Source organism: Oceanimonas doudoroffii (assembly GCF_002242685.1).
In the GTDB taxonomy this organism is placed as follows: domain Bacteria; phylum Pseudomonadota; class Gammaproteobacteria; order Enterobacterales; family Aeromonadaceae; genus Oceanimonas; species Oceanimonas doudoroffii.
Genome location: NZ_NBIM01000001.1, coordinates 1,618,549 through 1,643,286, shown reverse-complemented (window position 1 = coordinate 1,643,286; position 24,738 = coordinate 1,618,549). Strand labels below are relative to the sequence as shown.

Annotated in this window: 25 protein-coding genes; 12 read left to right on the top strand and 13 right to left on the bottom strand. The window is 62.9% G+C overall.

Annotated elements, in window-relative coordinates:
- Positions 1-2: 2 nt before the first annotated feature.
- The 7 genes from B6S08_RS07635 to B6S08_RS07605 all read left to right on the top strand — a co-directional run bounded on the left by B6S08_RS07635 (position 3) and on the right by B6S08_RS07605 (position 8,450).
- On the top strand, positions 3-794 hold the full coding sequence (locus B6S08_RS07635; protein WP_094200122.1) for an aspartate dehydrogenase: 792 nt from the start codon (positions 3-5) through the stop codon (positions 792-794).
- Positions 795-805: 11 nt separating this feature from the next.
- On the top strand, positions 806-2,272 hold the full coding sequence (locus B6S08_RS07630; protein WP_094200121.1) for an aldehyde dehydrogenase: 1,467 nt from the start codon (positions 806-808) through the stop codon (positions 2,270-2,272).
- A 37-nt stretch (positions 2,273-2,309) separates the two neighbouring features.
- Positions 2,310-3,950 (top strand): thiamine pyrophosphate-binding protein, encoded by a 1,641-nt coding sequence (locus tag B6S08_RS07625; protein WP_094200120.1) that lies wholly within the window; start codon positions 2,310-2,312, stop codon positions 3,948-3,950.
- Between the two features lie 417 nt (positions 3,951-4,367).
- Positions 4,368-5,348, top strand: coding sequence for a Bug family tripartite tricarboxylate transporter substrate binding protein (locus tag B6S08_RS07620; RefSeq protein WP_094200119.1), 981 nt, complete (start codon positions 4,368-4,370; stop codon positions 5,346-5,348).
- An 80-nt stretch (positions 5,349-5,428) separates the two neighbouring features.
- Complete coding sequence (locus B6S08_RS07615; protein ID WP_094200118.1) at positions 5,429-5,878, top strand: tripartite tricarboxylate transporter TctB family protein; 450 nt, start codon at positions 5,429-5,431, stop codon at positions 5,876-5,878.
- An 85-nt stretch (positions 5,879-5,963) separates the two neighbouring features.
- On the top strand, positions 5,964-7,484 hold the full coding sequence (locus B6S08_RS07610; RefSeq protein WP_094200117.1) for a tripartite tricarboxylate transporter permease: 1,521 nt from the start codon (positions 5,964-5,966) through the stop codon (positions 7,482-7,484).
- A gap of 129 nt (positions 7,485-7,613) precedes the next feature.
- The gene (locus B6S08_RS07605; RefSeq protein WP_094200116.1) at positions 7,614-8,450 is read left to right on the top strand and encodes an outer membrane protein OmpK; all 837 of its coding nucleotides are present in this window, start codon (positions 7,614-7,616) and stop codon (positions 8,448-8,450) included.
- 141 nt (positions 8,451-8,591) lie between these two features.
- On the opposite strand, the gene ettA is transcribed toward B6S08_RS07605, so the two are convergent.
- The 9 genes from ettA to B6S08_RS07560 form a co-directional block, all read right to left on the bottom strand.
- Complete coding sequence (ettA, locus tag B6S08_RS07600; protein WP_094200115.1) at positions 8,592-10,259, bottom strand: energy-dependent translational throttle protein EttA; 1,668 nt, start codon at positions 10,257-10,259, stop codon at positions 8,592-8,594.
- A gap of 342 nt (positions 10,260-10,601) precedes the next feature.
- Positions 10,602-11,654 carry a BMP family protein gene (locus B6S08_RS07595; RefSeq protein ID WP_094200114.1) on the bottom strand — a complete coding sequence of 351 codons (1,053 nt, stop codon included), beginning with the start codon at positions 11,652-11,654 and terminating at the stop codon, positions 10,602-10,604.
- Between the two features lie 229 nt (positions 11,655-11,883).
- Positions 11,884-12,078, bottom strand: coding sequence for a hypothetical protein (locus B6S08_RS07590; RefSeq protein ID WP_094200113.1), 195 nt, complete (start codon positions 12,076-12,078; stop codon positions 11,884-11,886).
- Between the two features lie 81 nt (positions 12,079-12,159).
- Positions 12,160-12,924: a heme ABC transporter ATP-binding protein gene (locus tag B6S08_RS07585; RefSeq protein ID WP_169716389.1), complete on the bottom strand. Its 765-nt coding sequence runs from the start codon at positions 12,922-12,924 to the stop codon at positions 12,160-12,162.
- The gene (locus B6S08_RS07580) at positions 12,924-13,940 is read right to left on the bottom strand and encodes a FecCD family ABC transporter permease (protein WP_094200582.1); all 1,017 of its coding nucleotides are present in this window, start codon (positions 13,938-13,940) and stop codon (positions 12,924-12,926) included. Before B6S08_RS07580 ends, B6S08_RS07585 begins: the two co-directional genes overlap by 1 nt.
- Positions 13,937-14,761: a heme/hemin ABC transporter substrate-binding protein gene (locus B6S08_RS07575; RefSeq protein WP_094200112.1), complete on the bottom strand. Its 825-nt coding sequence runs from the start codon at positions 14,759-14,761 to the stop codon at positions 13,937-13,939. The genes B6S08_RS07580 and B6S08_RS07575 overlap by 4 nt, the downstream gene beginning before the upstream one ends.
- Complete coding sequence (locus tag B6S08_RS07570) at positions 14,761-15,183, bottom strand: ExbD/TolR family protein (RefSeq protein ID WP_094200111.1); 423 nt, start codon at positions 15,181-15,183, stop codon at positions 14,761-14,763. Before B6S08_RS07570 ends, B6S08_RS07575 begins: the two co-directional genes overlap by 1 nt.
- Positions 15,180-15,800 carry a MotA/TolQ/ExbB proton channel family protein gene (locus B6S08_RS07565; RefSeq protein ID WP_094200110.1) on the bottom strand — a complete coding sequence of 207 codons (621 nt, stop codon included), beginning with the start codon at positions 15,798-15,800 and terminating at the stop codon, positions 15,180-15,182. The genes B6S08_RS07570 and B6S08_RS07565 overlap by 4 nt, the downstream gene beginning before the upstream one ends.
- Before the next feature lie 3 nt (positions 15,801-15,803).
- The gene (locus B6S08_RS07560; protein WP_211284171.1) at positions 15,804-16,454 is read right to left on the bottom strand and encodes an energy transducer TonB; all 651 of its coding nucleotides are present in this window, start codon (positions 16,452-16,454) and stop codon (positions 15,804-15,806) included.
- A 199-nt stretch (positions 16,455-16,653) separates the two neighbouring features.
- Here B6S08_RS07560 and B6S08_RS07555 point away from each other — a divergent pair, with 199 nt between their 5' ends.
- The 4 genes from B6S08_RS07555 (at position 16,654) to B6S08_RS07540 (ending at position 20,280) form a co-directional block, all read left to right on the top strand.
- A complete protein-coding gene (locus tag B6S08_RS07555; protein ID WP_169716372.1) occupies positions 16,654-18,663 on the top strand; it encodes a TonB-dependent hemoglobin/transferrin/lactoferrin family receptor in 2,010 nt (669 codons plus the stop codon).
- Positions 18,664-18,677: 14 nt separating this feature from the next.
- Entirely contained in the window at positions 18,678-19,181 is a 504-nt protein-coding gene (gene hutX / locus B6S08_RS07550) for a heme utilization cystosolic carrier protein HutX (RefSeq protein WP_094200108.1), read from the top strand.
- Positions 19,174-19,710 carry a heme utilization protein HutZ gene (hutZ, locus tag B6S08_RS07545; protein ID WP_094200107.1) on the top strand — a complete coding sequence of 179 codons (537 nt, stop codon included), beginning with the start codon at positions 19,174-19,176 and terminating at the stop codon, positions 19,708-19,710. Before hutX ends, hutZ begins: the two co-directional genes overlap by 8 nt.
- A 132-nt stretch (positions 19,711-19,842) precedes the next feature.
- Entirely contained in the window at positions 19,843-20,280 is a 438-nt protein-coding gene (locus tag B6S08_RS07540) for a CBS domain-containing protein (RefSeq protein WP_094200106.1), read from the top strand.
- On the opposite strand, the gene B6S08_RS07535 is transcribed toward B6S08_RS07540, so the two are convergent.
- Positions 20,281-20,841 (bottom strand): helix-turn-helix domain-containing protein, encoded by a 561-nt coding sequence (locus B6S08_RS07535; protein WP_094200105.1) that lies wholly within the window; start codon positions 20,839-20,841, stop codon positions 20,281-20,283.
- A gap of 95 nt (positions 20,842-20,936) precedes the next feature.
- Between B6S08_RS07535 and B6S08_RS07530 the strand changes: the two genes are divergently transcribed.
- Positions 20,937-22,100: a benzoate/H(+) symporter BenE family transporter gene (locus tag B6S08_RS07530; protein ID WP_094200104.1), complete on the top strand. Its 1,164-nt coding sequence runs from the start codon at positions 20,937-20,939 to the stop codon at positions 22,098-22,100.
- 78 nt (positions 22,101-22,178) lie between these two features.
- Here B6S08_RS07530 and B6S08_RS07525 read toward each other — a convergent pair whose 3' ends face one another.
- The 3 genes from B6S08_RS07525 to B6S08_RS07515 all read right to left on the bottom strand — a co-directional run bounded on the left by B6S08_RS07525 (position 22,179) and on the right by B6S08_RS07515 (position 24,704).
- Positions 22,179-23,549, bottom strand: coding sequence for a DEAD/DEAH box helicase (locus B6S08_RS07525; RefSeq protein WP_094200103.1), 1,371 nt, complete (start codon positions 23,547-23,549; stop codon positions 22,179-22,181).
- 101 nt (positions 23,550-23,650) lie between these two features.
- Positions 23,651-24,370 (bottom strand): glycerophosphoryl diester phosphodiesterase, encoded by a 720-nt coding sequence (locus tag B6S08_RS07520; protein WP_094200102.1) that lies wholly within the window; start codon positions 24,368-24,370, stop codon positions 23,651-23,653.
- Between the two features lies 1 nt (position 24,371).
- Entirely contained in the window at positions 24,372-24,704 is a 333-nt protein-coding gene (locus tag B6S08_RS07515; RefSeq protein ID WP_094200101.1) for a DMT family transporter, read from the bottom strand.
- Positions 24,705-24,738: the final 34 nt, after the last annotated feature.

Below are 24,738 nucleotides of genomic sequence, written 5' to 3'. Positions count from 1 at the left end.
CGATGAAACAGCTGATGATGATCGGGTTCGGCGCCATGGCGCGGGAAGTGCTGGCGCTGCTGCCGGTGGAGCTGAGCCTGAAATGGCTGCTGGTGCCGGCGTCCCGGGTGGCCGAGGTGCAAGCCGAGCTGGGGCCGGCCGTGACCGTGCTGAGCCGGGTGGAAGACTGTGCCGCCACCCCGGATCTGGTGGTGGAATGCGCCGGCCAGGCGGCGGTGCGTGAACACGGCAGCGCCGTGCTGGCCCGGGGCTGGACCCTGGGACTGATCTCGGTCGGTGCCCTGGCCGACGAGGCCCTGGCTCGGGATCTGCGCCTGGCCGCCGCCCAGGGCGAAGGCCGCATCCTGGCCCTGGCCGGAGCCATCGCCGGCATCGACGGCCTGGCCGCGGCCCGGGAGGGAGGACTGGAGGCGGTGACCTATCAGGGTCGCAAGAGTCCCCAGAGCTGGCGCGGCAGTCCGGCGGAAAGCCTGGTGGATCTGGACGGTGTCACCGAGCCGACGGTGTTCTTCAGCGGCACGGCGCGGGAGGCGGCGCGGCTGTTCCCGGCCAATGCCAACGTGGCGGCGACCATCGCCCTGGCCGGGCTCGGCATGGACCACACCCGGGTCGAACTGGTGGTGGATCCGGACAGCCGGCGCAACCAGCACCGGATCCGGGCCAGCGGCCGTTTCGGCGAGCTGGACATCGCCCTGAGCGGGCTGCCGCTGGCCGCCAATCCCAAAACCTCCACCCTGGCGGCGCTGAGCGTGGTGCGCGCCTGCCGTCAGTGCACGGATCCCCTGGTTATTTAAGGAGTCATGTCATGGTTAGACCCATTTTTATCGGCGGCGAATGGCGCCAGGGCCGGGGCCCGGTGAGCATCAGCCACTTCCCGGCGGACGGCAGCATCAACGCCGAGATCGGCACCGCCAGCGTCGAGGACGTGGAAGAGGCGGTGCAGGCCGCCGAGCACGCCTGGCGCCATCCGTCCTGGCGGCAGGCCCTGCCGCACCAGCGCGCCGCCGTGCTGTACCGGGTGGCGGACCTGATCGAACAGCGCAGCGAACAATTGGCCGCCCTGCAGACCAAGGACAACGGCAAGCCGCTGGCGGAAACCCGGGCCCTGGTGGCCAGCGCCGCCGGCACCGCCCGCTACTTCGCCGCCGCCTGCGAGACCCTGGACGAGCAGCTCAATACCCCGCGCGCCCTGGATTTCATGACCCTGAGCGTGCATGAGCCCATCGGCGTGGTGGCCGCCATTACCCCCTGGAATTCGCCCATCGCCAGCGAGATGCAGAAAATTGCCCCGGCCCTGGCCGGCGGCAACGCCGTGCTGCTCAAGCCCGCCGATGCCACCCCGCTGGCGGCGCTGGAGCTGGCCAAACTGTTCGAGGAGGCCGGCCTGCCCAAGGGACTGCTGAGCATACTGCCGGGGCGCGGCTCCGTGGTGGGCGAGGCCCTGGCCCGTCACCCCCTGGTGCGCAAGATTTCCTTCACCGGCGGCACCAACACCGGTCGCCGCCTGGCCCATGTGGCGGCGGACAAGTTGATCCCCACCTCGCTGGAGCTGGGCGGCAAGTCGCCCACCATAGTGCTGGAGGACGCGGATCTCGAGCTGGCCGCCAAGGGCGTGGTCTACGGCATCTTCAGCTCCGCCGGCCAGGCCTGCATCGCCGGCTCCCGGCTGTTCGTGCATCGCAGCCTCTACGATCGTTTCCTCACCCGGCTGCTGGAGCTGACCCGGGAGCTGCGGGTCGGTCACCCGGAGCGTCCCGGCATTCACATGGGGCCGCTTATCAACGAGGCCCACCTCGCCTCGGTGGCCGACTACGTGGCCCTGGCCCGGGCCGAGGGCGGCAAGGTGCTGTGCGGCGGCGAACGGCTTACCGAGGGGGAACTGGCCGAGGGCTGTTTCTATCCGCCCACCATTATCGCCGGCCTGCCCAACGGTGCCCGGGTATGCCAGGAGGAAATTTTCGGGCCCGTGCTGGTGGTGATGCGCTTCGATGACGAAGAGCAGCTGGTCGCCGAGGCCAACGACAGCGTGTTCGGCCTGGCCGCCGGCATCTGGAGCGAGGACTTCCGCCGGGCCTGGCACCTGGCGCGCCGGCTCGAGGCCGGCACCATCTGGATCAATACCTACAAAAAATTCTCGGTTTCCGCTCCCTTCGGCGGTTTCAAGGAAAGTGGTCTCGGCCGGGAAAAAGGCCGTCAGGGCGTGCTCGCCTACATGCAGCAGAAGAGCATCTACGTGGGCCTGAGTGACCAACCCAACCCCTGGTGCTGCTAAGCCCGGGCTAACGACTGAACAGAACAAGGACAGCATTATGAGCAACAGAGTCAATGTGGGCGAAGCCATCGCCCGGGTACTGGAAGCCCACGGCGTAACCAGCGCCTACGGGGTCATCTCCATCCACAACCTGCCCATCGCCGACGCCATCGGCCGGCGCGAACGGATCCGTTTCGTGGCCGCCCGGGGAGAGGCCGGCGCCGTGACCATGGCCGACGCCCACGGTCGTTTCTCCGGCCTGGGCGTGGCCATCACCAGCACCGGCGCCGGTGCCGGCAACGCCGTGGGTGCCCTGCTGGAGGCGCTGAACGTCGCCAGCCCGCTGATCCACCTCACCGGCCAGGTCGAGCGGGAATACCTGGATCGGGACGCCAGCTTCATCCACGAAACCCGGGATCAGCTGACCTTCCTCAAGGCCAGCAGCAAGGCGGCCTTCCGTATCACCAGCCCGGAGCAGGCGGTGGGCGTGTTGCGTGAGGCGATCCGCGTGGCCACCACAGTGCCCATGGGACCGGTGAGCGTGGAGCTGCCCATCGATGTACAGGCGGCGGAGATCACCCTGCCCGCCGAGCTGGGCCCGGTGCTTCCCCTGGCGCAGCCGGCGCCGGCAGAGCAGGAGCTGGACGCCCTGGCGGCGGCGCTGACGGCGGCCAGGCGCCCGCTGCTGTGGGTGGGGGGCGGCGCCCTGCACTGCAGCGAGGAAGTGGCGGCACTGGCGGATCTGGGGGTGGCGGTGATCTCCTCTACCCACGGCCGCGGCATCCTGCCCGATGCCCACCCGCGCAGCCTGGGTGCCTTCCACAACTCGGCGGCGGTCGAGGCGTTGATGGCCGATTGTGACCTGGCGCTGGTGGTGGGCTCGCGCCTGCGCAGTAATGAGACCCGCACCTATTCCCTGGCCCTGCCGCGCCCCCTGTATCAGGTGGATGCCAACCCGGCGGCGGCCCAGCGCAATTACCCGGTGGACCATTTCATCTGTGGCGACGCCAAGCCGGTGCTGGCCGCCCTGGTGGCGGCGCTGCGGGACCGGGCCAAGGTCAACCCCGAGTTCGACCGGGCCATCGCCGAGGCGAAAACGGCGGCGGTGGCGGCGCTCACCGAGCAGCTCGGCCCCTATGCCACCCTCTGTGGACAGCTGCGGGCGGCGCTGCCGGATGACGGCATCCTGGTGCGCGACATCACCATGTCCGGTAGCACCTGGGGCAGCCGGTTGTTTCCCATTCAGGCGCCCAATACCAATATCCACTCCCTGGCCGGCGCCATCGGCATGGGACTGGCCATGGCCATCGGTACCGCCGTGGCCAACCCGGCACGCAAGGTGGTGGGCCTGGTGGGCGACGGCGGCCTGATGCTGGGGGTGGGCGAGCTGGCGACCATGGTGCAGGAACAGACCAACCTGGTGCTGCTGGTGATGAACGACGGCGGCTACGGGGTGATGCGTGGCATCCAGAACCAGTACTTCGGTGGTCGCCAGTACTTCAACCAGCTGCATGCCCCCGACTTCAAGGCCATGGGCGAGGCCGTGGGCCTGGCCAGCTGGAAGGCGGCGAGTCTGGCCGAGTTCGAACAGGCCATCGGCGAGGCCATGGCGGTGCAGGGACCGGCCCTGGTGGAAGTGGAGATGAACGGCATAGGCCCGCTCAACTTCGCCGGTCCGCCCCAGAAGAAGTTGTACTGATCAAGACAATGGGCTGACCAGCCCCGCTTCCGAGGGAGCGGGGCCGGCGGTCCCTTGCCCCCGGCCTCCCGTTCCGGGAAGAGGTGCAGCGTCCCGACGGCGCCCTGCGTTACGGCCGGGTACCCTAGCCTAACAGCCGCTTTGACGCGCTGTGGCCTTGCCGTGCCCGCGGTTTGGGTATTTGCCGGCTGAGCTCCCTTTGCCTTTTCTCACTGTGGTTGCGGGCCCTGCCGGCAGGCCGGAGGTCCGGTTGCTGATTGTTAAAAAAATGTTTCTTTTGGGGTTTGACAGGGAGAAACAAAGCGATTTAGAGTTTTATTGCATTTAAAACAAAGTTTTATATGTGAAATTTTTAGGGTGGCCATCACCCGACATCACTGGATTCAACGGCACGCTTCAGGTGCCAAGGAGAGCAAAATGGAATTGACTCGCAGACTTTTTATCGGTGCGGCCCTGGCCTCCGCCGCCCTGCTGGCCGGGGGAGCTCAGGCCGACGGTTATCCCAGCAAGCCGGTGTCCATCGTAGTGTCCTATCCGCCGGGCGGGGATGTGGACGCCATCGCCCGACTGTTCGCCGACAAGCTCACCAGCCGCCTGGGGCAGCCGGTGATCGTGGAAAACCGCCCCGGAGCGGCGGGCACCATCGGTAACAGTTACGTCAGCCGGGCCAAGGCCGATGGTCACACCCTGTTGTTCACGCCCAACACCTTCACCACGGCGCCCCTGGTGATGGCCCTGCCCAAGGCATCCCGTTACGACGTGCTGAACGGCTTCGAGCCGGTGATCCTGGCCAGCAAGCAGTCGGTGTTGCTGGTGGCCAATCCCAAGTCCGGCATCACCAGTGTGGCGGATCTGGTCGGTCAGGCCCGCGATGGCAAGCCGCTTAACTACGCCAGCCCCGGCGCCGGCTCGCCCATGCATATCGCCGCCGAATGGCTCAACAACGCCGCCGGCATCAAGGCGCTGCACATTCCCTACCGGGGCATCGGGCCCATCATTCCGGATCTGCTCGCCGGTCATGTGGATCTGGGGTATGTGGTCTACGGTCCCGTGGCCCAGTTGATCGAGTCGGGTCAGTTGGTGCCGGTGGCGGTGACCGATCCGGAACGTTCGCCGGTGATGCCGGAGCTGGCCACCGTGGCCGAGCAGGGCTACGACCAGGTGCGGCTGGGTGCCTGGCACGGGATGATGGCGCCAAAAGGCACCGATGATGAGGTGGTGCAACTGCTTAACAAGCACCTGAACGAGATACTGCTGCTGCCCGAGGTGGTTGAGCAGCTGGCGAGCTTCGGCGCCGTGCCGGTGGGGGGCAAGCCGGAGGCCCTGGGGACCATTAATGCGGACGACCATGCCCGCCTGTCGGCCCTGATTGAACGACTCGATATTCGGGGTAGCTGAGCCTGGCCGGCGCAAGGTGTGCGCTTTTGTGGGGATGACTCCCCACAAAAGAATAGCGAGACAAGGAGGAGGGGTTTGCCATGTTGAGGCGTGACATCAAAGGCATCATCGGAGGGGTCGGACTTGCTGCCGTCGGCCTGTTCGCCGTCTGGTACGGCCAGACGCATTATCAGTTTGGCGGCGTTCACAATATGGGCCCCGGCTTCCTGCCGGTGAGCCTGGGCGGTGTGCTGGCGCTGCTGGGCATGTGCATCGCCATACCGGCCTGGTTTCGCTCCGGCGAGCCGATAAGCACCGAGTGGGGCAGCGCCTTTTTCGTCATCGTCAGCATCGCGGTGTTTGGCGGACTGCTGGCCTCGGGCGGCCTGGTGGTGGCCACCCTGGTGACGGTGCTGCTGGCCCTGGTGCCCGAGCGCAAGCTGACTTGGGGCACCAAGTGCAAGGTGGCACTGGGCATTGCCCTCATTGCCTATTCGATTTTTTCCCTGGGGTTGGGCATGGCGATCAAGACCTGGCCCTGGAGTGGCTGAGGCTTGAGCACTTACCGTTGTGGCCGGTATCCGCCTGAACAGGGCACCGGTCGGTTCGAGACTTGAGGATAACCAGGAACAGACAATGGATATTTTTGACGGACTATGGCTGGGACTGCAGGCCGCTATCCAGCCGAGCATGCTGCTGTATTGTTTCATCGGCGTGTTTCTGGGCACCCTGGTAGGGGTATTGCCCGGGGTGGGGGCCATGGCGGCCATTTCGCTGCTGCTGCCCATCACCTACTACATTCCTTCCACCGCCGCCATTGCCATGCTGGCCGGGGTGTTCTACGGCTCCCAGTACGGCGGCTCCATCGCCTCCATCCTGCTCAACCTGCCGGGCACGCCGTCGTCGGCGGTGACCAGCCTGGACGGCTATCCCCTGGCGAAACAAGGCAAGGCGGGGGTTGCGCTCTTTACCGCCATGGCCAGTTCCTTTGTGGGCTCCATGCTAGGCCTGCTGATGCTGATCGGCCTCGGGTCCGTCTTGTCCCGGGTGGGCCTGGCCTTTGGCCCGGCGGAGTATTTTGCACTGATGCTGCTGGGACTGATCGCCGCCTCGGCGGTGGGCTCCGGATCGCCGGCCAAGAGCCTGGCCATGGTGGTGCTGGGGCTGCTGCTGGGCGGGGTAGGGACCGATGTGAACACCGGCCTGCCGCGCTTTACCTTCGGGGTGCCCGAGCTGATGGACGGCATCAACCTGGTGGCCCTGGCCATGGGGTTGTTCGGCATCTCCGAGGTGATTACCAGCATCCGGGCGGGGGAGACCGGCAGTATCAACACGCGCTTCAACCTGAGATCCATGCTGCCCGGGCGGGACGAGGTTCGGCGTTCGGTGTGTCCCGTGCTGCGGGGCACCGCCATCGGTAGCTTTTTCGGCGCCATGCCGGGGACGGGGGCCGCCATTGCTTCATTTATTTCCTATGCGGTGGAGAAGAAGGTATCCCGGGAGCCGGAGCGCTTCGGCAAGGGCGCGCTGGAAGGGGTGGCCGGGCCCGAGGCGGCCAACAACTCCGGCGCCATGACCGCCTTCATTCCCACCCTCACGTTGGGCATTCCCGGGGACGTGGTGATGGCGCTGATGCTGGGCGCCATGATGATCCACGGCATCCAGCCCGGGCCGCTGATGGTGTCGGAAAACCCGGCCATGTTCTGGGGGCTGATTGTCAGCTTTGGCATCGGCAACCTGATGCTGCTGGTACTGAACCTGCCGCTGATCGGCATCTGGGTGTCGCTGGTGCGGATCCCCTTCAGCATGCTCTATCCGGCGATACTGGTGTTTATCTGCCTCGGGGTCTACAGCGTCAACAACAATGTGTTCGACGTCTACGTGGTGTCGCTGGTGGGGGCGGCCGGCTACCTGCTGGCCAAGCTGGGCTTCAACCCGGCGCCCCTGCTGCTGGGCTTCGTGCTGGGTCCCATGCTGGAGGAGAACCTGCGCCGGGCCCTGCTGTTGTCCCGCGGTGATCCCATGACCTTTGTCGAGCGGCCGCTGAGCGCCGGACTCTTGTTCCTCTGTGTCGCCCTGTTGTCATGGGCGGCCTGGGGCGCGCTCAGGAAGTTGATGCGGGAGTCCGGCGCCTCGGTCGCGCCCCAGGTTTCCTAACCCCCGTTTTGCTAACCCCGGCAATCCCCGGGTCAGATCTGGCCCGGGTCCCTTGTCTGTGGGCGGCGTACCGTCATTTTTCAGGAGTATTCCGGCCACCCGGCCGGTATTTAATGGAGTAATAAACGGATGAAATTGCACAAACTGGCCACCCTTGCGGCCATGACCTTTACCGTGTCTGCCCCGCTGCAGGCGGCCACCTGGTCCGATACCTTTATCGGCTACCGCTATGGCTCCGAGTTTACCGAGCCTAACAATGCGCGGGATGTGAGCAAAAACATCGTGCAGTTGACCCATGCCAGCGGTTATTCCCTGGGCCAGAACTACTTTAACCTGGACGTACTCAAGTCCGGCAGTGAGGATCCGGCCAATGGCAGCAGTGATGGTGCAACCGAGTTTTACCTGGCCTATCGTCACCAGCTGCATCTGGGTAAGCTGTTTGACACCGACCTCGGCTTTGGCCCGGTGAAGGAAGTGGCGTTGACCGCCGGTTTCGATCTCAATACCAAGAACTCGGCCTTTGCGCCGCGCAAGCGCTTTCTGGCAGTGGGACCGACCCTGAAGTTCGACGTGCCCGGTTTTCTCGATCTGAGCCTCTATTATGCCCGCGAGAGCAACCATTGTGGCCTGGCGTTCTGCACCCATCAGGATCTGAGTTTCGATCCCTACTATCAGATCAACCTGGCCTGGGGTTTGCCGTTCGAGGCCGTCGGCCTGCCGATGAAGTTCCAGGGATTCACCAACTACAACGGCGCCAAGGGGAAAGACTATTTCAACAACGAGACCAAGCCGGAGCACCTGCTGCGCGCCTCGCTGATGCTGGACGTGGGTCAGCTGGCCTTCAACAAGAAGAACATCTTTTGGCTTGGGGTGGGATACGAATATTGGCGCAACAAGTATGGTAACCACGGCAAGCCGGGCGTCGATACCGATGCACCTACCCTGAATATGGAATGGCATTTCTAAGCCGGGCGCTTGCCGAAAGGCTCCCGCATCGGCATTAACACGCGGCCATGGCCGCGGTGTGGGGGCAAGTCCGGTTGTGACCGGCGCCCAGCCAGATATGAAAAAGCCCGCGTTAGCGGGCTTTGGCATGAGCGGGTGCGCTTACTTGGCGATGCGCTTGTACTTGATGCGCTTGGGCTGAATGGCTTCGGCGCCGTAGGTTTTCTTCTTCCACTCTTCGTATTCGGTGAAGTTGCCTTCAAAGAATTCCACCTTGCCTTCGTCTTTATAGTCGAGGATGTGGGTGGCGATGCGGTCGAGGAACCAGCGGTCGTGGGAGATCACCATGGCGCAGCCGGGGAATTCCAGCAGGGCGTTTTCCAGGGCGCGCAGGGTTTCCACGTCCAGGTCGTTGGTGGGTTCGTCGAGCAGCAGCACGTTGCCGCCGGTCTGCAGCAGCTTGGCCATGTGCAGGCGGCCGCGTTCACCACCAGACAGCTCGCCGACCCGCTTCTGCTGATCGGTGCCCTTGAAGTTGAACCGGCCCAGGTAGGCCCGGCTGGGGATCTCCAGGTTGCCGATGCGCATCATGTCGAGGCCGCCGGACACTTCTTCCCACACGCTCTTGTTGTTGTCCATGGCGTCGCGGAACTGCTCCACCGAGGCCAGTTGCACGGTATCACCCAGGGTGATGTTACCGCCGTCCGGCTGCTCGGCTTGGGTGAGCATGCGGAACAGGGTGGACTTACCGGCGCCGTTAGGGCCGATAATGCCGACGATGGCGCCCTTGGGAATGCTGAATGACAGGGAGTCAATCAGCACGCGGTCGCCGTAGGACTTGGTCAGGTTTTCCACCTCGACCACCTTGTCACCCAGGCGCGGACCGGGCGGAATAAACAGCTCGTTGGTCTCGTTGCGCTTCTGGAAATCCTGGTTCTGCAGCTCTTCAAAGCGGGCCATACGGGCCTTGGACTTGGCCTGGCGGCCTTTCGGGTTCTGGCGCACCCACTCCAGTTCCTTCTGAATGGACTTCTGGCGGGCGGCTTCGGAAGAGGCTTCCTGAGACAGGCGCTGATCTTTTTGCTCCAGCCAGGAAGAATAGTTGCCTTCCCAGGGAATGCCTTCGCCCCGGTCCAGCTCCAGGATCCAGCCGGCCACGTTGTCGAGGAAGTAACGGTCGTGGGTAATGGCCACCACGGTGCCTTCGTAGTCGTGCAGGAAACGCTCCAGCCAGGCCACGGACTCGGCGTCCAGGTGGTTGGTGGGTTCGTCGAGCAGCAGCATGTCGGGCTTTTCCAGCAGCAGCTTGCACATGGCCACCCGGCGGCGCTCACCACCGGACAGCTTGCCTACTACCGCATCCCAGGGCGGCAGGCGCAGGGCGTCGGCGGCGCGCTCAAGCTGGTTGTCCAGGTTGTGGCCGTCGTGGGCCTGAATAATGGCCTCCAGCTCGCCCTGGCGCTTGGCCAGCTTGTCGAAGTCGGCGTCCGGATCGGCATAGGCGGCGTAAACGGCGTCCAGCTCTTTCAGGGCGCCGGCCACTTCGGCCACGCCTTCTTCTACTTCCTGGCGCACGGTATGCTCGGGGTTGAGCTGGGGCTCCTGGGGCAGGTAGCCGATCTTGATGCCGGGCTGGGCGCGGGCTTCACCTTCAATCTCGGTGTCGATGCCGGCCATGATGCGCAGCAGGGTGGACTTACCGGCGCCGTTCAGACCCAGTACGCCGATTTTGGCGCCGGGAAAGAACGACAGGGAGATATTTTTCAGAATATGACGCTTGGGCGGAACCACCTTGCCCACGCGGTGCATGGTGTAAACAAATTGAGCCATTTCTATATTGTCCTGATAAATCAGTGAGTTGACAGGCCGTATTGACAGATCACAGGGGCAGGCTGTGAACCAGCCCGCGGCCAACGCAGGGCCATGGCGCTATATGGTACTTGGCTTGGCGGGGAATGCCAGAGGCGAGTGGGGTGAAAAAGCGAAGATCCTGGCTGGCAGGAATGGCGGTTATGCGAAGCAGGGTAGGTTGCGAATGAGCGCAGCGAATTCCAACACGCTGGCGGCTGCGAAATGTTGGGATTCGCTGCGCTCATCGCCAACCTACTCACTGGAGCGCGGGCGGCCCGCCCGCATCAGCGCCGAAGGCGCTCAGTTATTCAACAGACAGGATCAGGACTTGGTTTTCAGGGTTTCCTTGAACGACTGGTCCACAAAATCACCGGTGGCGGGGTGGAATTCCTTACCTTCATAGGTGGTGTTCATGGTGATCTCGCCGCTGATCAGCTTTTCTGCCAGTTCATCCAGTTTGGCACGCACCTCGGGAGACACGTCTTCTGCCAGGGTCAGCTTGACCACGTCGCCCTGGCCCAGGCCGATTTCGGTAATTCGGTCGGGCTGCCATTTGCCTGTGGTGAAGTCCTGGGCGGCGTTCAAAATGGCCACGCTGGCGTCGGCCACCGCCGAGCCCACAAAGGTGTCATCCACCTGGGTCCAGTCCGACACGTTACCAATGTGGCGTACCTCGCCGTTGTGCTTTTTGATCTCGTCAATCACACCCTGACGACCGGCGTTGAGCATGGTGTAGATCACATCGGCATTATGGGCGATTTCGGCGGCGGCGGCCTCGGCGTTGATGCCGGTGTTGTCCAGATCGCCGGTGAACCAGGTCAGGTATTTGGCGTCGGGGTTGACGTGCATCAGGCCGTCATAGAAGGCGGCGCGACCGATCAGGCCCGGCTTGGGCCAGGCACCGGAGATATGACCCACCACGTTCGATTTTGTGGTCAGGCCTGCCAGGGCGCCCGCCAGCCAGGCGGAGTCTTCCTGGCGCACCACATAGCTGGACAGGTTGGGGCCCTGCACATGGCCCTGAATCACCACAAACTTGATATCGGGGAATTCCTGGCTCACGGTCTGGGCCGGGCCGTTGCACTGGCCGCCGTGGGCAATGATCATGTCGGGGCCCTTTTGGGCCAGCTCGCGCATGGCCTCGGTGAGCTGCACGGGATCGGAGGTGGCGGAGATATTGGATACAAAGCTGGCGTTTACATCCAGCTGATCACGAATCTTCTCATAGCCCCGGTGGGCGGCCTGCATAAAACCGCCGTCGTCATGCTTGCCGGGGATCAGCACGGCAATATCGGTGTCGGCAGCCATGGCCTGGGCCAGGGGAGAGAGGGCCAGGCCGGCGGCGATGAGCAGGTTACGTCCTAATTTGTGCATAATTTCTTCCTTGATTGTTTCTGCGTTGGTTGTTGGTTGTAAACCTTATTGCTGCTGGCAACACTATACCGATGCCGTACTGATGTTAACGCTATGTTGTTTTACTTGAGTTTTTGATCACAAAAATTGGCGTTGAGTAAAACAAATGTGTGATCAGGTTTGGGGGGAACGCAGTGACAGGTCAGGCAGGCCTGATGGAAGGAGAAGGCCGCGTCCCTGCGGCGAGGTATTAGTCCGGATCCCTGTGGTTGCACCAGCGGGTCAGGCAGGCAGACACCACGGTGTTGCCGAGAAAGGCCCAGTCCATCCAGACCGGTTTTTGCGCGTGTTTGTCGATGGCGGCGGCGGACACCAGCAGCGGCGTCCACAACGCCATCATCAGCACGCAGGAGAGCAAGCCTTTTCTTATTTTGATTTTTTTCATTGAAGCACTTCCGGTAAAGAAGAAGCCTTGCTTATAGCACGAGCCGCTCAAAGCCAGAAGTGGGCAGGGCGATTATTTTTTCTACACCAGCACCGCGTGGCCGTCCGGGCTTTGCAGCAACTGAGCGCGGTAGCCAAAGTGCTTCTCCACCCGCTCGGGAGTGAGCACCAGCTCGGGGGTGCCGGTGCAGTCGATGCGGCCGTCGCGCATCAGCACCAAGTGATCGCCGTAGCGGGCCGCCAGATTGAGATCGTGCACAATCACTAGGACGGCGGTGCCCTCGGCGGCAAGCGCGCGGGCTTCTTTCAGCAGGCCGTGCTGCTGACCCAGATCCAGCGCCGAGGTGGGCTCGTCTAGCAGCAGCAGTTGCTGTTCGGGCTCGCCGGCCAGCTGGGCCAGCACCCGGGCAAAGTGCACCCGCTGTTTTTCACCGCCGGAGAGCCGGGGGTAGGCGGCGTCCTTTAAATGCCACACATTGGCTCGCCGCATGCAAGCTTCTACAAGGCGTTCGTTTTCCCGGTTCAGGGTGTCGTGGGGAATGCGCCCCATGGCCACTACCTCGTGGGCCAGAAACGGAAACATCAGGCTGGACTGCTGGGGCAGCACCGCCAGCCGGCGGGCCAGTTCACGCTTGTGCCAGTTTGTCCGTGAGCGGCCAAACAGGCGTAGTTCGCCTTCATGCTTCATTTCGCCGGCAATGCAGCGAAACAGGGTACTTTTGCCGGCGCCGTTGGGGCCGATCAGCACGGTAACCTGGCCGCTTTGAAGCTCAAGGTGGATGTCGCTCAGTAATGTTCGACGGTTGATCGACAGCGACAGGCCGTGTATGTGCAGGGGATATGTCATCATGCCAGCCCAACCCCTCGTTTTTGTTTCAGCAGCAGCCACAGAAAGAAGGGCGCACCCAGCAGGGCGGTCACTATGCCCACCGGCATTTCCGCCGGGGCGGCCAGGGTGCGGGCCATCATGTCGGCCAGCAGCAGCAGCCAGGCACCCAGCAATGCCGACAGTGGCAACAGACTGCGGTGGTCGGGGCCGGCCAGCAGTCGCACCAGGTGCGGCACCACCAGCCCGACAAAGCCGATAATACCCACCGCAGCTACGCACACGCCCACCGCCATGGCGGTGATCAGCACCAGCCGGCGCTTGAGCCGTTGCACCTCAATGCCGAGGTGCCGGGCTTCCGACTCACCCAGGGACAGGGCGTTCAGTGCCGTGGCCTGGCGGCCAAGCTGCAGCACCAGGGCCAGGGCGGTGAGGCACACCAGCACCAGTTGCGGCACGCTGCTCTGGGCCAGCGAGCCCATCTGCCACAGGGTGAGATCCCGCAGGGTTTGATCGTCGGCCAGGTAATTCAGCAGCCCCAGCACTCCGCCGGACAGGGCGGCGATGGCCACCCCCGCCAGCAGCAGCACACTTACCGAGGTGCCCTGAGGGGTACGCGCCAGCCGGTAGATCACCAAAGTGGTGACAAGGCCGCCGCCAAAGGCCATAAAGGAGGTCAGGCCGGCCCCCAGCCAGGCGGGCAGGGTGGCCGTCAGCGGGGCCAGCAGCACCATGGACAGTGCCGCTCCCAGTGCCGCCCCGCTGGACACGCCGATAATGCCGGGATCGGCCAGGGGGTTGCGAAATAGCCCCTGCATCACGGCACCGCACATGGCCAGGGTGGCCCCCACCGCCAGGCACAGCAGGGTGCGTGGCAGGCGAATGTGCAGTAGTACCAGCTGTTCAGTACTGCTTAGCTGGGACGGGCTGAACAGACTGCCCCAGTTCAGGGCCATGGGGCCGGTGGCCAGCGAGCCGAGTCCGGTAGCCACCAGCAACGCCAGCAGTACCGGTAGCAGGGCGGGGTGGCGCATCACGGCTTGCCGAACCACTCGCGGTGCAGACGCTCGGCTTCATCAAGGGTAGACAGGCCCAGGCCACCGATCAGCGCCCGGCCGTTAATGGCCACAATGGCGTCATTGGTTGCGGCGGGGGTCTGCTCCAGCAGCGGAAAGCGGCGCAGCAGCTCGGCGCCGTTGCCCTGTTGCTCCAGGTGGCGGCGGCTTACCAGGATCACCTCGGGCTGCATGGTCACCAGGGCTTCCATGGCCACCGGCTTGTAGCCTTCCAGCGCAATGGCCGGGTTGTCGCCGCCGGCCAGTCGAATCAGGCTGTCTGCTAGGGTATTGCGGCCGGCCACCTGTACTCGGTTACCGTCACCCAGCAGCAAAAATACCGCCTTTTTGCCATTGGCACTGCCCTTGAGCGCTTCGGCCTGTTGCTGCACCTTCTGGTGCAGGGCATGGGCTTCGGCTTCTTTGTTTAACAGTTCACCCAGGCGTGTAATATTGCGCTGAAGCTCCATCACGGTCAGGGCTTCGGGCAGTTTTTCCACCTGCACGTCGGTCCTGCTGAGCAGTTCAAGTGCATCATTGGGACCCATTTCAGTACTTCCAATCACCAGGTCGGGATCGGTAGAGAGCATGCCTTCGGCACTGAGCTGGCGGTGATATCCGAGTTTTGGAAGGTCCAGCCCATCGGGCAGCACACTGGTGCTGTCGGTGGCCACCAGCCTGTCCTGGGCATTCAGCGCCAAAATCAGTTCGGTAACGCTGCTGCCGGCGCTGAGCACGCGCTCGGCACCGGCGAACGCCTGGCCGGCCAGCAACAGCAGGGGGGCGAGCAGCAGGGCTTTCATTATTCGTTCTCCATCAAGATCTCGGTGGCCTGAATCTCATGCTCCTGCAGAAAGGCCAGCAGCTTCATCATGTTGTCCACGGTGACCGTGCTGTCCGACGCCAGCATCAGATCCGCCTTTTTCAGGGCATCCAGGTTTTGTTCAAGCACCGGCTTGAAGGCCGCCCAGTCCTCGTACTTTTCTCCCTGCAGCGCCCAGGCCGGGTTGCCTGCCAGCATGTTGATGGTCATGCTCTTGTCCTCTTGTACTACGGAGAGCGCCTCACTGTCGGTTTTGGGCAGCTCCACCTCAAGGGACTTCAGCGGAATGTTGGCGGTGAGCAACAAAAACACCAGCACGATAAATATGATATCGAGCAGGGGCGTAATGTCCGGGGTCAGGGTGCGCCAGCCGTTGTTGCCGGCGTCCGGGCTTTTGATCATGCGGCTTCCCCTACCTTGAGGCCTTCCAGGTGCAGGTTGCAGCGGTTCAGCTCGTGGGTCAGACGATCAAGCAGGCGATCGGCCCAGAGCCCGAACAGCTGGGCGCCGGCGATGGCGGGCAAGGCGATCAGCAGGCCGGCGGCGGTAGTGCTCATGGCCAGACCCAGGCCGTCGGCCAGCAGGGTCGGGGTAACCGGGTCGCCGCTTTCCCCGATGCTTTTGAACATTTCAATCAGGCCCAGCACGGTGCCCAGCAGACCCAGCAGCGGGCTGATAACCCCCACCAGGGTCAGCACCCGCAAACCGGCGTGCAGCCGACGACGCTGCTGTTGCAGCCAGACCGCAGCCAAATCTTCGCGAATTGGCTTGGGGCAGCCCTGATGCATCATCAGCAACTGACAGCCTTGCAGCATCAGTGACGCCGCCCGGCCGGTATCTTCCTGGGGCCACACCAGTCCCTGACGGCGCAGCCGGCGCTTTTCCTGCTCTCCACGCAGGCTGGTCCAGAGCAGGCTAAGCCCTCGCTCCAGCCACAGTGCCAGGGTGATAACGGAGCAGATGATCAGGGGCCAGCTCATCAGGCCCAGTTGTGAATGCAGTTGATTAAGAAACGCCATGATTTAGTCCAGTTTGAAACGAATAGGAATTTGTACGCGGTGAGCCAGGGCCTTGCCGTTTTCCACATAGGCGGAAAAACGCCATTTGGCGATAGCCTTGAGTGCGGTGTTGTCAAGCACGCTCGCACCGGAAGAGCGTGCCAGTACTCGCTTGGTCTGCTTGCCCTGCTCATCCAGCCAGACTTCCACCACTACCGTGCCTTCCAGTCCACGCCGGCGGGCCTGGTTCGGGTAGGCAATGGGTGATGGCCGTGTACGGAAGCTCGGCTTTTCAATGCGTTTGGGCGCACTGTCTTTTGCCTGAGTCTGAGGCTTGGGCGCTTGCTTTACCGGCTCGGGCGGCGGTTCGGGCTTGGGCTCCGGTTTTGGTTCGGGCCTGGGCTCGGGCTTAGGCACCGGCTTTGGCTGCGGTTTTGGCTTTGGCTTGGGTTCCGGTTTCGGCTTGGGTTCCGGTTTCGGCTCAGGCTTGGGTGGCTCCGGAGGAGTTGGCTCGGGAGGCTGAGTCACAGTGGGCAACATGCGCACACTGATGGGGCCGGGGTTTTCAGCCGGCGCCAGGGCCATTTCCAGCGGCTGACGTTCCATGGCCTGGACCAGCAATCCGTGCAGCAGCAGTGAGGTCACAATGAAGAGGCCGTAGCGTTTCAGGCTCACGATTCAACCCTTAACAAATCAAATGGGAAAAAATGAGACTCACAGCATACGCATTTTTATATCAATGTCTATTCAAATGATAATGTGTTGCATTACTAAAACGAAATCATAGTCAATGTAAATGATAACGAGTTGCGTTATTATTTCTTATGGGTTAGCCTGCGCCTCGTTTTTATCTCAGCTTGACGAGAAATTCATTGTGAACAGATTGAATATTGCAGTGTGTTTACCTGAGCGCCGGCTGTCTCTGTTGGCCTTGGCTACCTTGACTGCCCTTGGTCTGCCGGTCCAGGCGGCGGGCACCAGCCAGCTGGATGAGGTGCTGGTGCAGGCCAGCCGCGACAAGTCCACGTTTGGCGACAGTAAGTTCAGCACCGTCGTGATCACCCGTCAGCAATTGGACGAGCAGCAGCCCGACACCGTGGCCGAGGCGCTCAAATATGCGCCCAATATTGAAATCGGTGGTGGCCCTAGAAGCAGCAACCAAAAGCCGGTAATACGTGGTTTGGAAGGCACCCGAGTGCTGCAGTTAGTGGATGGTGCCCGGCAGAACTTTGTGGCCGGACATCGGGGCACCTATCAAAACGATCCGGAATTGTTGAAGCAAATTGATGTGATCAAGGGACCAGTGGGCAGCCAGTGGGGCAGCGGCGCTATCGGCGGCGTGGTCGCGCAGACCACTCAGGATGGCCGGGAGCTGCTGGACGCCGGCCAGAGTGTGGGTGGCTATATCAAGCAGGGCCATGGCACGGCGGCGGATCAAAACCGCACCAGTGCCGCCCTTTACGGTGCCGATGAACAATTTGATCTGCTGCTGAACGGCTATTACCGGGATCAGCACGATACGCGCCTGGGAAATGATCGCAGCCTGGCAGATTCCGCCGAGCGTGGTCGAGGCGGTCTGATCAAACTGGGTTGGCAGCTGGACGATGCCCAGCGCCTGAGTCTGAGTCACCGTCGCAGTGAAACCACCGGTTCGGTGCCCGGTAATCCGGAAACCAATGTCGGCAGCAGCAGCCCGCTGGTAGACCGGGAGTCGACCGATCAGAGCACCGCGCTGGGTTATCAGCTGAACCCGGCATCCGGGCTGGTGGATCTGGATCTGACCCTGTACCACAACCGTACTGAAGTGGATGAATTTCGTGTGGTACAGAACCAGCAGGATCATACCGATTACCGCACCCTGGGGCTCAGCCTGGTGAACCGCTCGCAACTGGAGTGGGGCAAGCTGACCTATGGGCTGGACGGCTATCAGGACAAGAGCCAGGGCAGCCGGCAAGGTGCCAACCGGCCCACACCGGCAGACGGCCGTTCCGAGGTGGTGGGCGGCTTTGTGCAGGCCGAGCTGCCTGTGGCCGAGGCCTGGACCCTGCTGCCGGCCCTGCGTTACGACCATTTTCAGACCGAGGCCAAAAACCTGGCCGGTTCAAAGCGCAGCGAGAGCGAGCTGTCGAAATCGCTGGCGCTGAGCTGGCAGGCCACCGATTGGCTGGAGCTGATCGCCCGTTATGACGAAGCCTTCAGGGCCCCCACCAGCGAGGAGTTGTATACCAGCGGCACCCATTTCTCCCTGGGGCCGATGGGAAGTAATGTCTTTGTGCCCAACCCTGAGCTGCGCCCGGAAAAGGCCGCCAACAAGGAGCTGATTGCCCGGGCAACCTTTGACGGTGTGCTGGCCAGTAATGACCGGCTGAAGCTGAATGCCAGCCTATTCCAGAACAGTGTGGAAGACTTTATTGAACAGCAGATCATCATGGATTTTGCCAACAGGGTGTTTGAAACCCGTTATGACAATGTGCAGGACGCCGAGCTTCAGGGTGGCGAACTGGCCCTTGATTACCGCTGGCAGGATCTGGAGCTGGGCCTGTCTTACGGCCGTACCTTGGGCCGGGACAAGAACACCGGCAAGGCCCTGGAAGGCATTCCTGCTGACAAATGGGTGGTCAGCACCGGCTACTGGCTGTTGGATAACCAGTTGAAGCTGGGCGCTCATTTGACTCGCGCCGATACGGTGCACTTTGAAAACAGGGGATACGAGGGCTATACCCTGCTGGATCTGGGCGCGAACTGGTATGCGCAGGGTGCGCTCAGCGGTCTGGAGCTCGGGCTGACGGTAGACAACCTGACCGACGAGTATTATCGTCGTGCCTTCAGCGAACTGTATGAGCCGGGGCGCAACATCAAGCTGAGCGCCCTGTATCGCTTCTGAACAAGGAACAACCGATGTCTGAACTGAACACGCAGGTGCAGGCACTGTTGGCCATTGAGACGGGGCTGCGCCCGGTGGAGATGGCCCGCCGGCTGAACACCAGCGAATGGCAAGTGATGCAGTGCCTGCCCACCGACATGGTCTGCCCGCTGGCCGGCGAGCACGCTCAAACCGTGCTGGAGCAGGTGGCGGAGTGGGGCCCGGTGACCACCATTATCGAGGCTGCCGGCTCCATTTTTGAGGTCAAGGCGCCGCTGCCCAAGGGCCGCATCGGCCATGGCTACTACAACCTGTTTGGCGCCCCCGGCGAGCTGCACGGCCACCTTAAACTGGATGCCATTCGTCATATCGCCCTGCAGAGCAAGCCGCATCGGGGCAAAGAGGCCCATGCCATGGTCTTCTATGATGATGCCGGCCACTGTATTTTTAAAATTTACCTTGGCCGCGACGAAAAAGGGAAGCTGTTTCCCGCACAGGTCGCCGCCTTTCATGCACTGAAGGAGTTGCAACATGGTTGACCAGGCAGAAAAACAGGCCCGGCTGCAGGGGCGTCTGGAGCCGGAAATCCGCGAATTCCGGGACAGCATGAAAACCCTGTTGCTGGCCACGGTGGATGCCGAAGGGCAGCCCAACGTCAGTTATGCGCCCTTTGCCCTGCTGAAGGACGGCTATTACATTTTGATAAGCGAACTGGCTCGCCACGCCCGCAACCTGCTGGCAAACCCCAGAGTATCGCTGATGATGGTGGAAGACGAGCAGGACAGTCGCACCCTGTTTGCCCGCAAACGACTGACCTTTGATGCCAGTCCCGAGCGAGTTGAGCGTGACACCGAATCATGGCAGGCCGGGGTGGCGGCGCTTACCGAACGCCATGGTGATACCGTCACCGGCCTGGCTGGTATGGCCGATTTTCACCTGTTCCGGTTGGTACCTACTCAGGGACTGTTCGTCAAGGGCTTTGGTCAGGCCTTTGCGGTCAGCGGTGACGATCTGGTGGATGTGCTGCCCCTGACCGATGGCCACCAGCCCCTGGCCGCCGGCCAGTAAGCACAAGGAGGAGTGGTAAAGCCCGCTGGCCGGTCAGGCCGGCGGGCTTTTTGTTGCAACCGTCGCTGCACTGTGCCAAAACAGGGCACATACTTTGCCTTAATCGTGATGAACAGAAAAAGGAAGCTTTCTATGGCCTTGCAATCCGTTGGCGACATCATGACCCGCGAACTGTTGACCCTGGATCAGACCGCAACCCTGCAGGATGCCCACGAGCTGATGCGGGAAAAAGGCATACGCCATATTCCGGTGGTGGATCCGCTGACCGGCAAGCTGTTGGGGGTGCTCACTCAAAAGCGCATGATTGCCACCATTATGCGGCTGTTGGCCGACTACGGGGTCAACGCCCTGGAGCGGCGCGAGCGACAGTGCCGCGTGATGGAGATCCTCGATGCCGATATGGAAAGTGTGGATGTTCAGGCGCCGTTGACCGAGGTGGTGGAGTTCTTTCTCAGCAACAAGCATGGCTGCCTGACGGTGGTGGACGAACAGGGCAGGTTGCAGGGCATGGTCACCTCATCGGACTTTGTGCGCCTGTGTGCCGAGCTGTTGCGGGCGCGCCCGGCCTGATCAGGCCGGGTAGTGAATGAGGTTGTAAAACACCACGGGCGAGTCGCTTCGGTTGCGGTAACCGTGGGGTTGGTCGGCGTTAAAGCGTACCGCCGCGCCCGGTGCCAAGGCTTGCCAGTGCCCTTCCAGCAGCAGTTCAAGTTCGCCCTGACGCACAATCACATGCTCAATCACGCCGGGTTCATGTGGATCTGATTGTCGTTGATAGCCCGGCAGCAGGGTCAACTCCATCATTTCAAAGCCAAACCGTGTCTCAAACGGAAATAGTGGTGCCACCAGCATGCCGTCCCCGGCCGGTTGCTGGCGCAGGCGGTCCGGTTGCCGAAACAGCGGTCCCGGGCCGGGCTCGGGCACCGGCTCGAGAAAGGTAGACAGCGAGGTGTTGAAGCCGCCGGCAATCTTCCACAGGGTGGCCACGGTAGGGCTCGACTCGCCCCGCTCGATCTGGCCCAGCATGGCCTTGCTGACCCCGGTGGCCTGTGCGCAGCGATCCAGGCTCCAGCCCTGCTCGGCACGCAGCCGTTTCAGGGTGGCGGCCAGGTGTTGATTCAGCTCTTTCATTGCTCGGCTCCCTCTGGTTTTTCTGTTGTGCGTTATAACATACATTTGCTAGCATGGCTTACCCATGCGTTATAACGCACATTGCGGAGACCCCCATGTTCAGTCTTTCCCACCTTGCCGCCGGTTTTATTGCGGTGCTGGTCGGCTACAGCAGTTCGGCCGCCATTATCTTTCAGGCGGCGTCGGCGGCCGGCGCCAGCCAGGCCCAGATCGGCTCCTGGATGTGGGCGTTGGGACTGGGCTCGGGGCTGACCACCCTGTTGCTGACCCTGCGTTACCGCCAGCCGGTGCTCACCGCCTGGTCCACACCGGGGGCGGCTCTGCTGGTCACGGCCCTGGCCGGCCTGCCCATGGGGGAAGCGGTGGGCGTATTTCTGTTCAGCTCAGTGCTGTTGCTGGTGTGCGGCCTGACCGGCTGGTTTGATCACATTATGCGGCGGCTGCCCGGTGGCCTGGCGGCGGCCATGCTGGGGGGGGTGCTGCTTAACTTTGGCCTGGACCTGTTTGTGTCGGTGCAAAGCGCCCCCTTGCTGGTAATCGCCATGCTGGCGGTCTATCTGGCGTTGCGCCGGCGGCTGCCTCGCTATGTGATCCCGCTGTGCCTGCTGGCCGGTCTGGCGCTGGCGGCGGGCTCGGGCCTGCTGCACCTGGAGCGGCTCGACTGGCGGCCGGCCATGCCGGTGCTCACCTGGCCGGCATTCAGCCTGGCCAGCCTGATTGGCGTGGGCATTCCCTTGTTCGTGGTCACCATGGCCTCGCAAAACGTACCCGGTGTGGCGGTGCTGCGTGCCCATGGCTATCAGGTGCCGGCCTCCCCGCTGGTGAGCGTGACCGGCCTGGCCGGAGTGGTGCTGGCACCTTTTGGCGGCTTTTCCTTTAACCTGGCGGCGATCAGCGCCGCCATCTGCATGGGCCCCGACGTGGATGCCGCGCCCGAGCGGCGTTACAGAGCCACCCTCTGGGCCGGCCTGTTTTATGTTCTGATGGGCCTGTTTGCCGCCACCGTGGTGTCGTTGTTTGCGGCCCTGCCCAAAGAGCTCATTATGGCCATTGCCGGCCTGGCACTGCTGGGCACCATAGGGAACAGCCTGACCGTGGCATTGCGTGACGAGCACGAGCGGGATGCGGCCCTGCTCACCTTTATGGTGACGGCGTCCGGGGTGTCCTTGCTGGGCATTGGCAGTGCCTTCTGGGGGCTGGTGATTGGCGGGGGAGTACACTGGCTGAACCATCGACGGCTCAAGCGGGAAGCGGTATAACGGCAGACTGGATGCTAGCCGGGAAAGAGGGTGCGCAAGAGAAATAGAAACCCCGGGTCCTGGCCCGGGGTTTTGCTGTCAGCTGCTGTGCTCGGCCTGAGGGCGTGAGCGGCGACGGGGGGCGCCGGTGCGTTGACCGTCGCCATTGCCGCTGCGGTTGCCGGAGCGCTGAGCGTTGCCGCCGCTGCGGTTGCCACCGGCACGTTGGCCATTGCGTTGGCCACCGTTACCACCATTGCGCTGGCCGCCACCATTGCGGCCACGGTTGCCCCGAGCCGGCTCGGGGGCTTCCTTGGGGGCATTGGGATCGGGCTCAAAGCCGGCTACCTGTTCGAGATCGGCGCTCTGCTTGATCAGCTTTTCAATGGCCTTCAGCAGCGGCTTTTCGTCGGCGCTCACCAGTGACAGTGCTTCGCCGTTGCTGCCGGCTCGGCCGGTACGGCCAATGCGGTGCACATAGTCTTCCGCCACATGGGGCAGCTCATAGTTGACCACGTGGGGCAGCTCGCTGATGTCGATGCCGCGGGCGGCGATATCGGTGGCCACCAGTACGCGAATGCCGCCGTTCTTGAACTCGCTCAGGGCCTTGGTGCGGGCACCCTGACTCTTGTTGCCGTGAATGGCCATGGCCGGCAGGCCGTCCTTGCCCAGTTGTTCGGCCAGGCGGTTGGCACCGTGCTTGGTGCGGGTAAACACCAGTACCTGGCGCCAGTTGTGATGGCCGATATGGTAGCTGAGCAGGGCGCGCTTGCGGCCCTTGTCCACCTCGAAAAAGCGCTGGGAAATGGTCTCGGCGGTGGCGTTACGGCGGGCCACTTCAATGTGCTCGGGCTTGTGCAGCAGATCTTCCGCCAGCGCCTTGATCTCGTCGGAGAAGGTGGCGGAAAACAGCAGGTTCTGCCGTTGTTTCGGCAGCAGTGCCAGCACTCGGCGAATGTCGCGAATAAAGCCCATGTCGAGCATGCGGTCGGCTTCGTCCAGCACCAGCATTTCAATGCGCGACAGATCGATGGAGCGTTGGGACACATGATCCAGCAGCCGTCCCGGGGTGGCCACCACCACGTCAACCTTGCGGCCCAAGGCCTTCATTTGCGGGTTGATGCTGACCCCGCCAAACATCACCAGGGTGCGTAGCTTGGTGTGCTTGGCATAGGCGCGCAGGTTTTCTTCTACCTGGGCGGCCAGCTCACGGGTGGGAGTGAGCACCAGGGCGCGCACCGGCGCCCGGCCGTTGGCCAGGGGACGGGCCTGGGTTTCGCTCAGGCGCTGCAGCATGGGCAGGCCAAAGCCGGCGGTCTTGCCGGTGCCGGTCTGGGCGCCGGCGAGCAGATCGCCGCCCTTCAGAACCAGCGGAATGGCCTGTTGCTGAATGGGGGTCGGCTGCGTGTAGCCACATTCGTTAATGGCTTGAACGAGGTTTTCGTTCAGGCCGAGGGAAGCAAATGACATGAGACTCCGAACTAACAAGGTCCTGGCGGACGATTGAGGGATTGCCGGTGGGCAAAGTGGCGGCATGATAACAGAAAAGCGCCAAAAGCCATAAAAAGGCGCTAGGCCGTGGGCCGATACTCCTTTGGGTCGTCGGTAAAGATCATGTCCACTCCCCAGGCCTCGAGCGTGTGCATGCGGGCGGGATCGTTGACGGTGTAGCAGTGCAGTAAAAATCCGGCGGCCTTGACCGCGTTGGCCTGAGCCGGCGTCAGGTTGTGATGATTGCAGTGCAGGGCGATGCAGTCGAGTCTGAGCAACTGTGCGTGCCAGTCGGCGGGCAGGTGCTCCACCAGCAGGCCGCGGGCAATGCTCGGGGCCAGTTGCCGCAGGTGAGCCAGGCAGGCGGGGTCAAAGCTGGAAAACAGCAGGGCATCCTGGGGCGAGGAAAGCCGGGTGACCACCTCGCTGACTCGCCGGCACAGCCGGGCGGCATCGTCACCGGGATGAATTTTCAGTTCGATGTTGACCCGAATACCAAAGGCTTGGGCCTGTTCGAGGTAATCCGCCAGCCGGGGAAGGGGCTCGCCGGCAAATTCGGCACCAAACCAGCCGCCGGCATCCAGCCGGACGAGCTCGGGCCATTCCAGCTGGCGCACTTTGCCCCGGCCATTGCTGCAGCGGTTGACGGTGTCATCGTGGATCACCACCACCTCATCATCGCGGCTGAGCTGCACGTCGATTTCCACCCATTCAAGCCCGAGTGCATGTGCGGCGCGCAGGCCGGCCAGCGTATTTTCCGGTGCCAGGGCGGCGACGCCGCGATGTCCGCAAATGATCATCTCAGTGCCCGCCACTGTTGGACCAGAGTTGGATCACCGCCACTCCGGCAATGATCAGGCCCATGCCGAGCATGGCCGGAAAGTCCGGAATCTGGCGGTAAAACAGCACCGCCAGCAGGGTCACCAGCACGATGCCGGCACCGGACCAGATGGCATAGGCCACGCCCACCGGCATGGTTTTTACCACCAGGCCCAGCAGCCAGAAGGCGAGGCCATAGCCGGCCACCACCGTCAGTGACGGACCAAGCCGAGTAAAACCGGCAGATGCCTTGAGCGCCGTGGTGGCCACCACTTCGGCGACAATGGCCAGGGCCAGCAGCAGATATGCGTTCATGTGATTTTCGTCGCGGTTGGTGAGAAGGGCTTAC

Excerpts from the sequence above, each read along its gene's own strand:
- B6S08_RS07635 (WP_094200122.1), top strand. The coding sequence starts at position 3 with ATGAAACAGCTGATGATGATCGGGTTCGGCGCCATGGCGCGGGAAGTG.
- B6S08_RS07630 (WP_094200121.1), top strand. The coding sequence starts at position 806 with ATGGTTAGACCCATTTTTATCGGCGGCGAATGGCGCCAGGGCCGGGGC.
- B6S08_RS07625 (WP_094200120.1), top strand. The coding sequence starts at position 2,310 with ATGAGCAACAGAGTCAATGTGGGCGAAGCCATCGCCCGGGTACTGGAA.
- B6S08_RS07620 (WP_094200119.1), top strand. The coding sequence starts at position 4,368 with ATGGAATTGACTCGCAGACTTTTTATCGGTGCGGCCCTGGCCTCCGCC.
- B6S08_RS07615 (WP_094200118.1), top strand. The coding sequence starts at position 5,429 with ATGTTGAGGCGTGACATCAAAGGCATCATCGGAGGGGTCGGACTTGCT.
- B6S08_RS07610 (WP_094200117.1), top strand. The coding sequence starts at position 5,964 with ATGGATATTTTTGACGGACTATGGCTGGGACTGCAGGCCGCTATCCAG.
- B6S08_RS07605 (WP_094200116.1), top strand. The coding sequence starts at position 7,614 with ATGAAATTGCACAAACTGGCCACCCTTGCGGCCATGACCTTTACCGTG.
- ettA (WP_094200115.1), bottom strand. The coding sequence starts at position 10,259 with ATGGCTCAATTTGTTTACACCATGCACCGCGTGGGCAAGGTGGTTCCG.
- B6S08_RS07595 (WP_094200114.1), bottom strand. The coding sequence starts at position 11,654 with ATGCACAAATTAGGACGTAACCTGCTCATCGCCGCCGGCCTGGCCCTC.
- B6S08_RS07590 (WP_094200113.1), bottom strand. The coding sequence starts at position 12,078 with ATGAAAAAAATCAAAATAAGAAAAGGCTTGCTCTCCTGCGTGCTGATG.
- B6S08_RS07585 (WP_169716389.1), bottom strand. The coding sequence starts at position 12,924 with ATGACATATCCCCTGCACATACACGGCCTGTCGCTGTCGATCAACCGT.
- B6S08_RS07575 (WP_094200112.1), bottom strand. The coding sequence starts at position 14,761 with ATGAAAGCCCTGCTGCTCGCCCCCCTGCTGTTGCTGGCCGGCCAGGCG.
- B6S08_RS07570 (WP_094200111.1), bottom strand. The coding sequence starts at position 15,183 with ATGATCAAAAGCCCGGACGCCGGCAACAACGGCTGGCGCACCCTGACC.
- B6S08_RS07565 (WP_094200110.1), bottom strand. The coding sequence starts at position 15,800 with ATGGCGTTTCTTAATCAACTGCATTCACAACTGGGCCTGATGAGCTGG.
- hutX (WP_094200108.1), top strand. The coding sequence starts at position 18,678 with ATGTCTGAACTGAACACGCAGGTGCAGGCACTGTTGGCCATTGAGACG.
- hutZ (WP_094200107.1), top strand. The coding sequence starts at position 19,174 with ATGGTTGACCAGGCAGAAAAACAGGCCCGGCTGCAGGGGCGTCTGGAG.
- B6S08_RS07540 (WP_094200106.1), top strand. The coding sequence starts at position 19,843 with ATGGCCTTGCAATCCGTTGGCGACATCATGACCCGCGAACTGTTGACC.
- B6S08_RS07535 (WP_094200105.1), bottom strand. The coding sequence starts at position 20,841 with ATGAAAGAGCTGAATCAACACCTGGCCGCCACCCTGAAACGGCTGCGT.
- B6S08_RS07530 (WP_094200104.1), top strand. The coding sequence starts at position 20,937 with ATGTTCAGTCTTTCCCACCTTGCCGCCGGTTTTATTGCGGTGCTGGTC.
- B6S08_RS07525 (WP_094200103.1), bottom strand. The coding sequence starts at position 23,549 with ATGTCATTTGCTTCCCTCGGCCTGAACGAAAACCTCGTTCAAGCCATT.
- B6S08_RS07520 (WP_094200102.1), bottom strand. The coding sequence starts at position 24,370 with ATGATCATTTGCGGACATCGCGGCGTCGCCGCCCTGGCACCGGAAAAT.
- B6S08_RS07515 (WP_094200101.1), bottom strand. The coding sequence starts at position 24,704 with ATGAACGCATATCTGCTGCTGGCCCTGGCCATTGTCGCCGAAGTGGTG.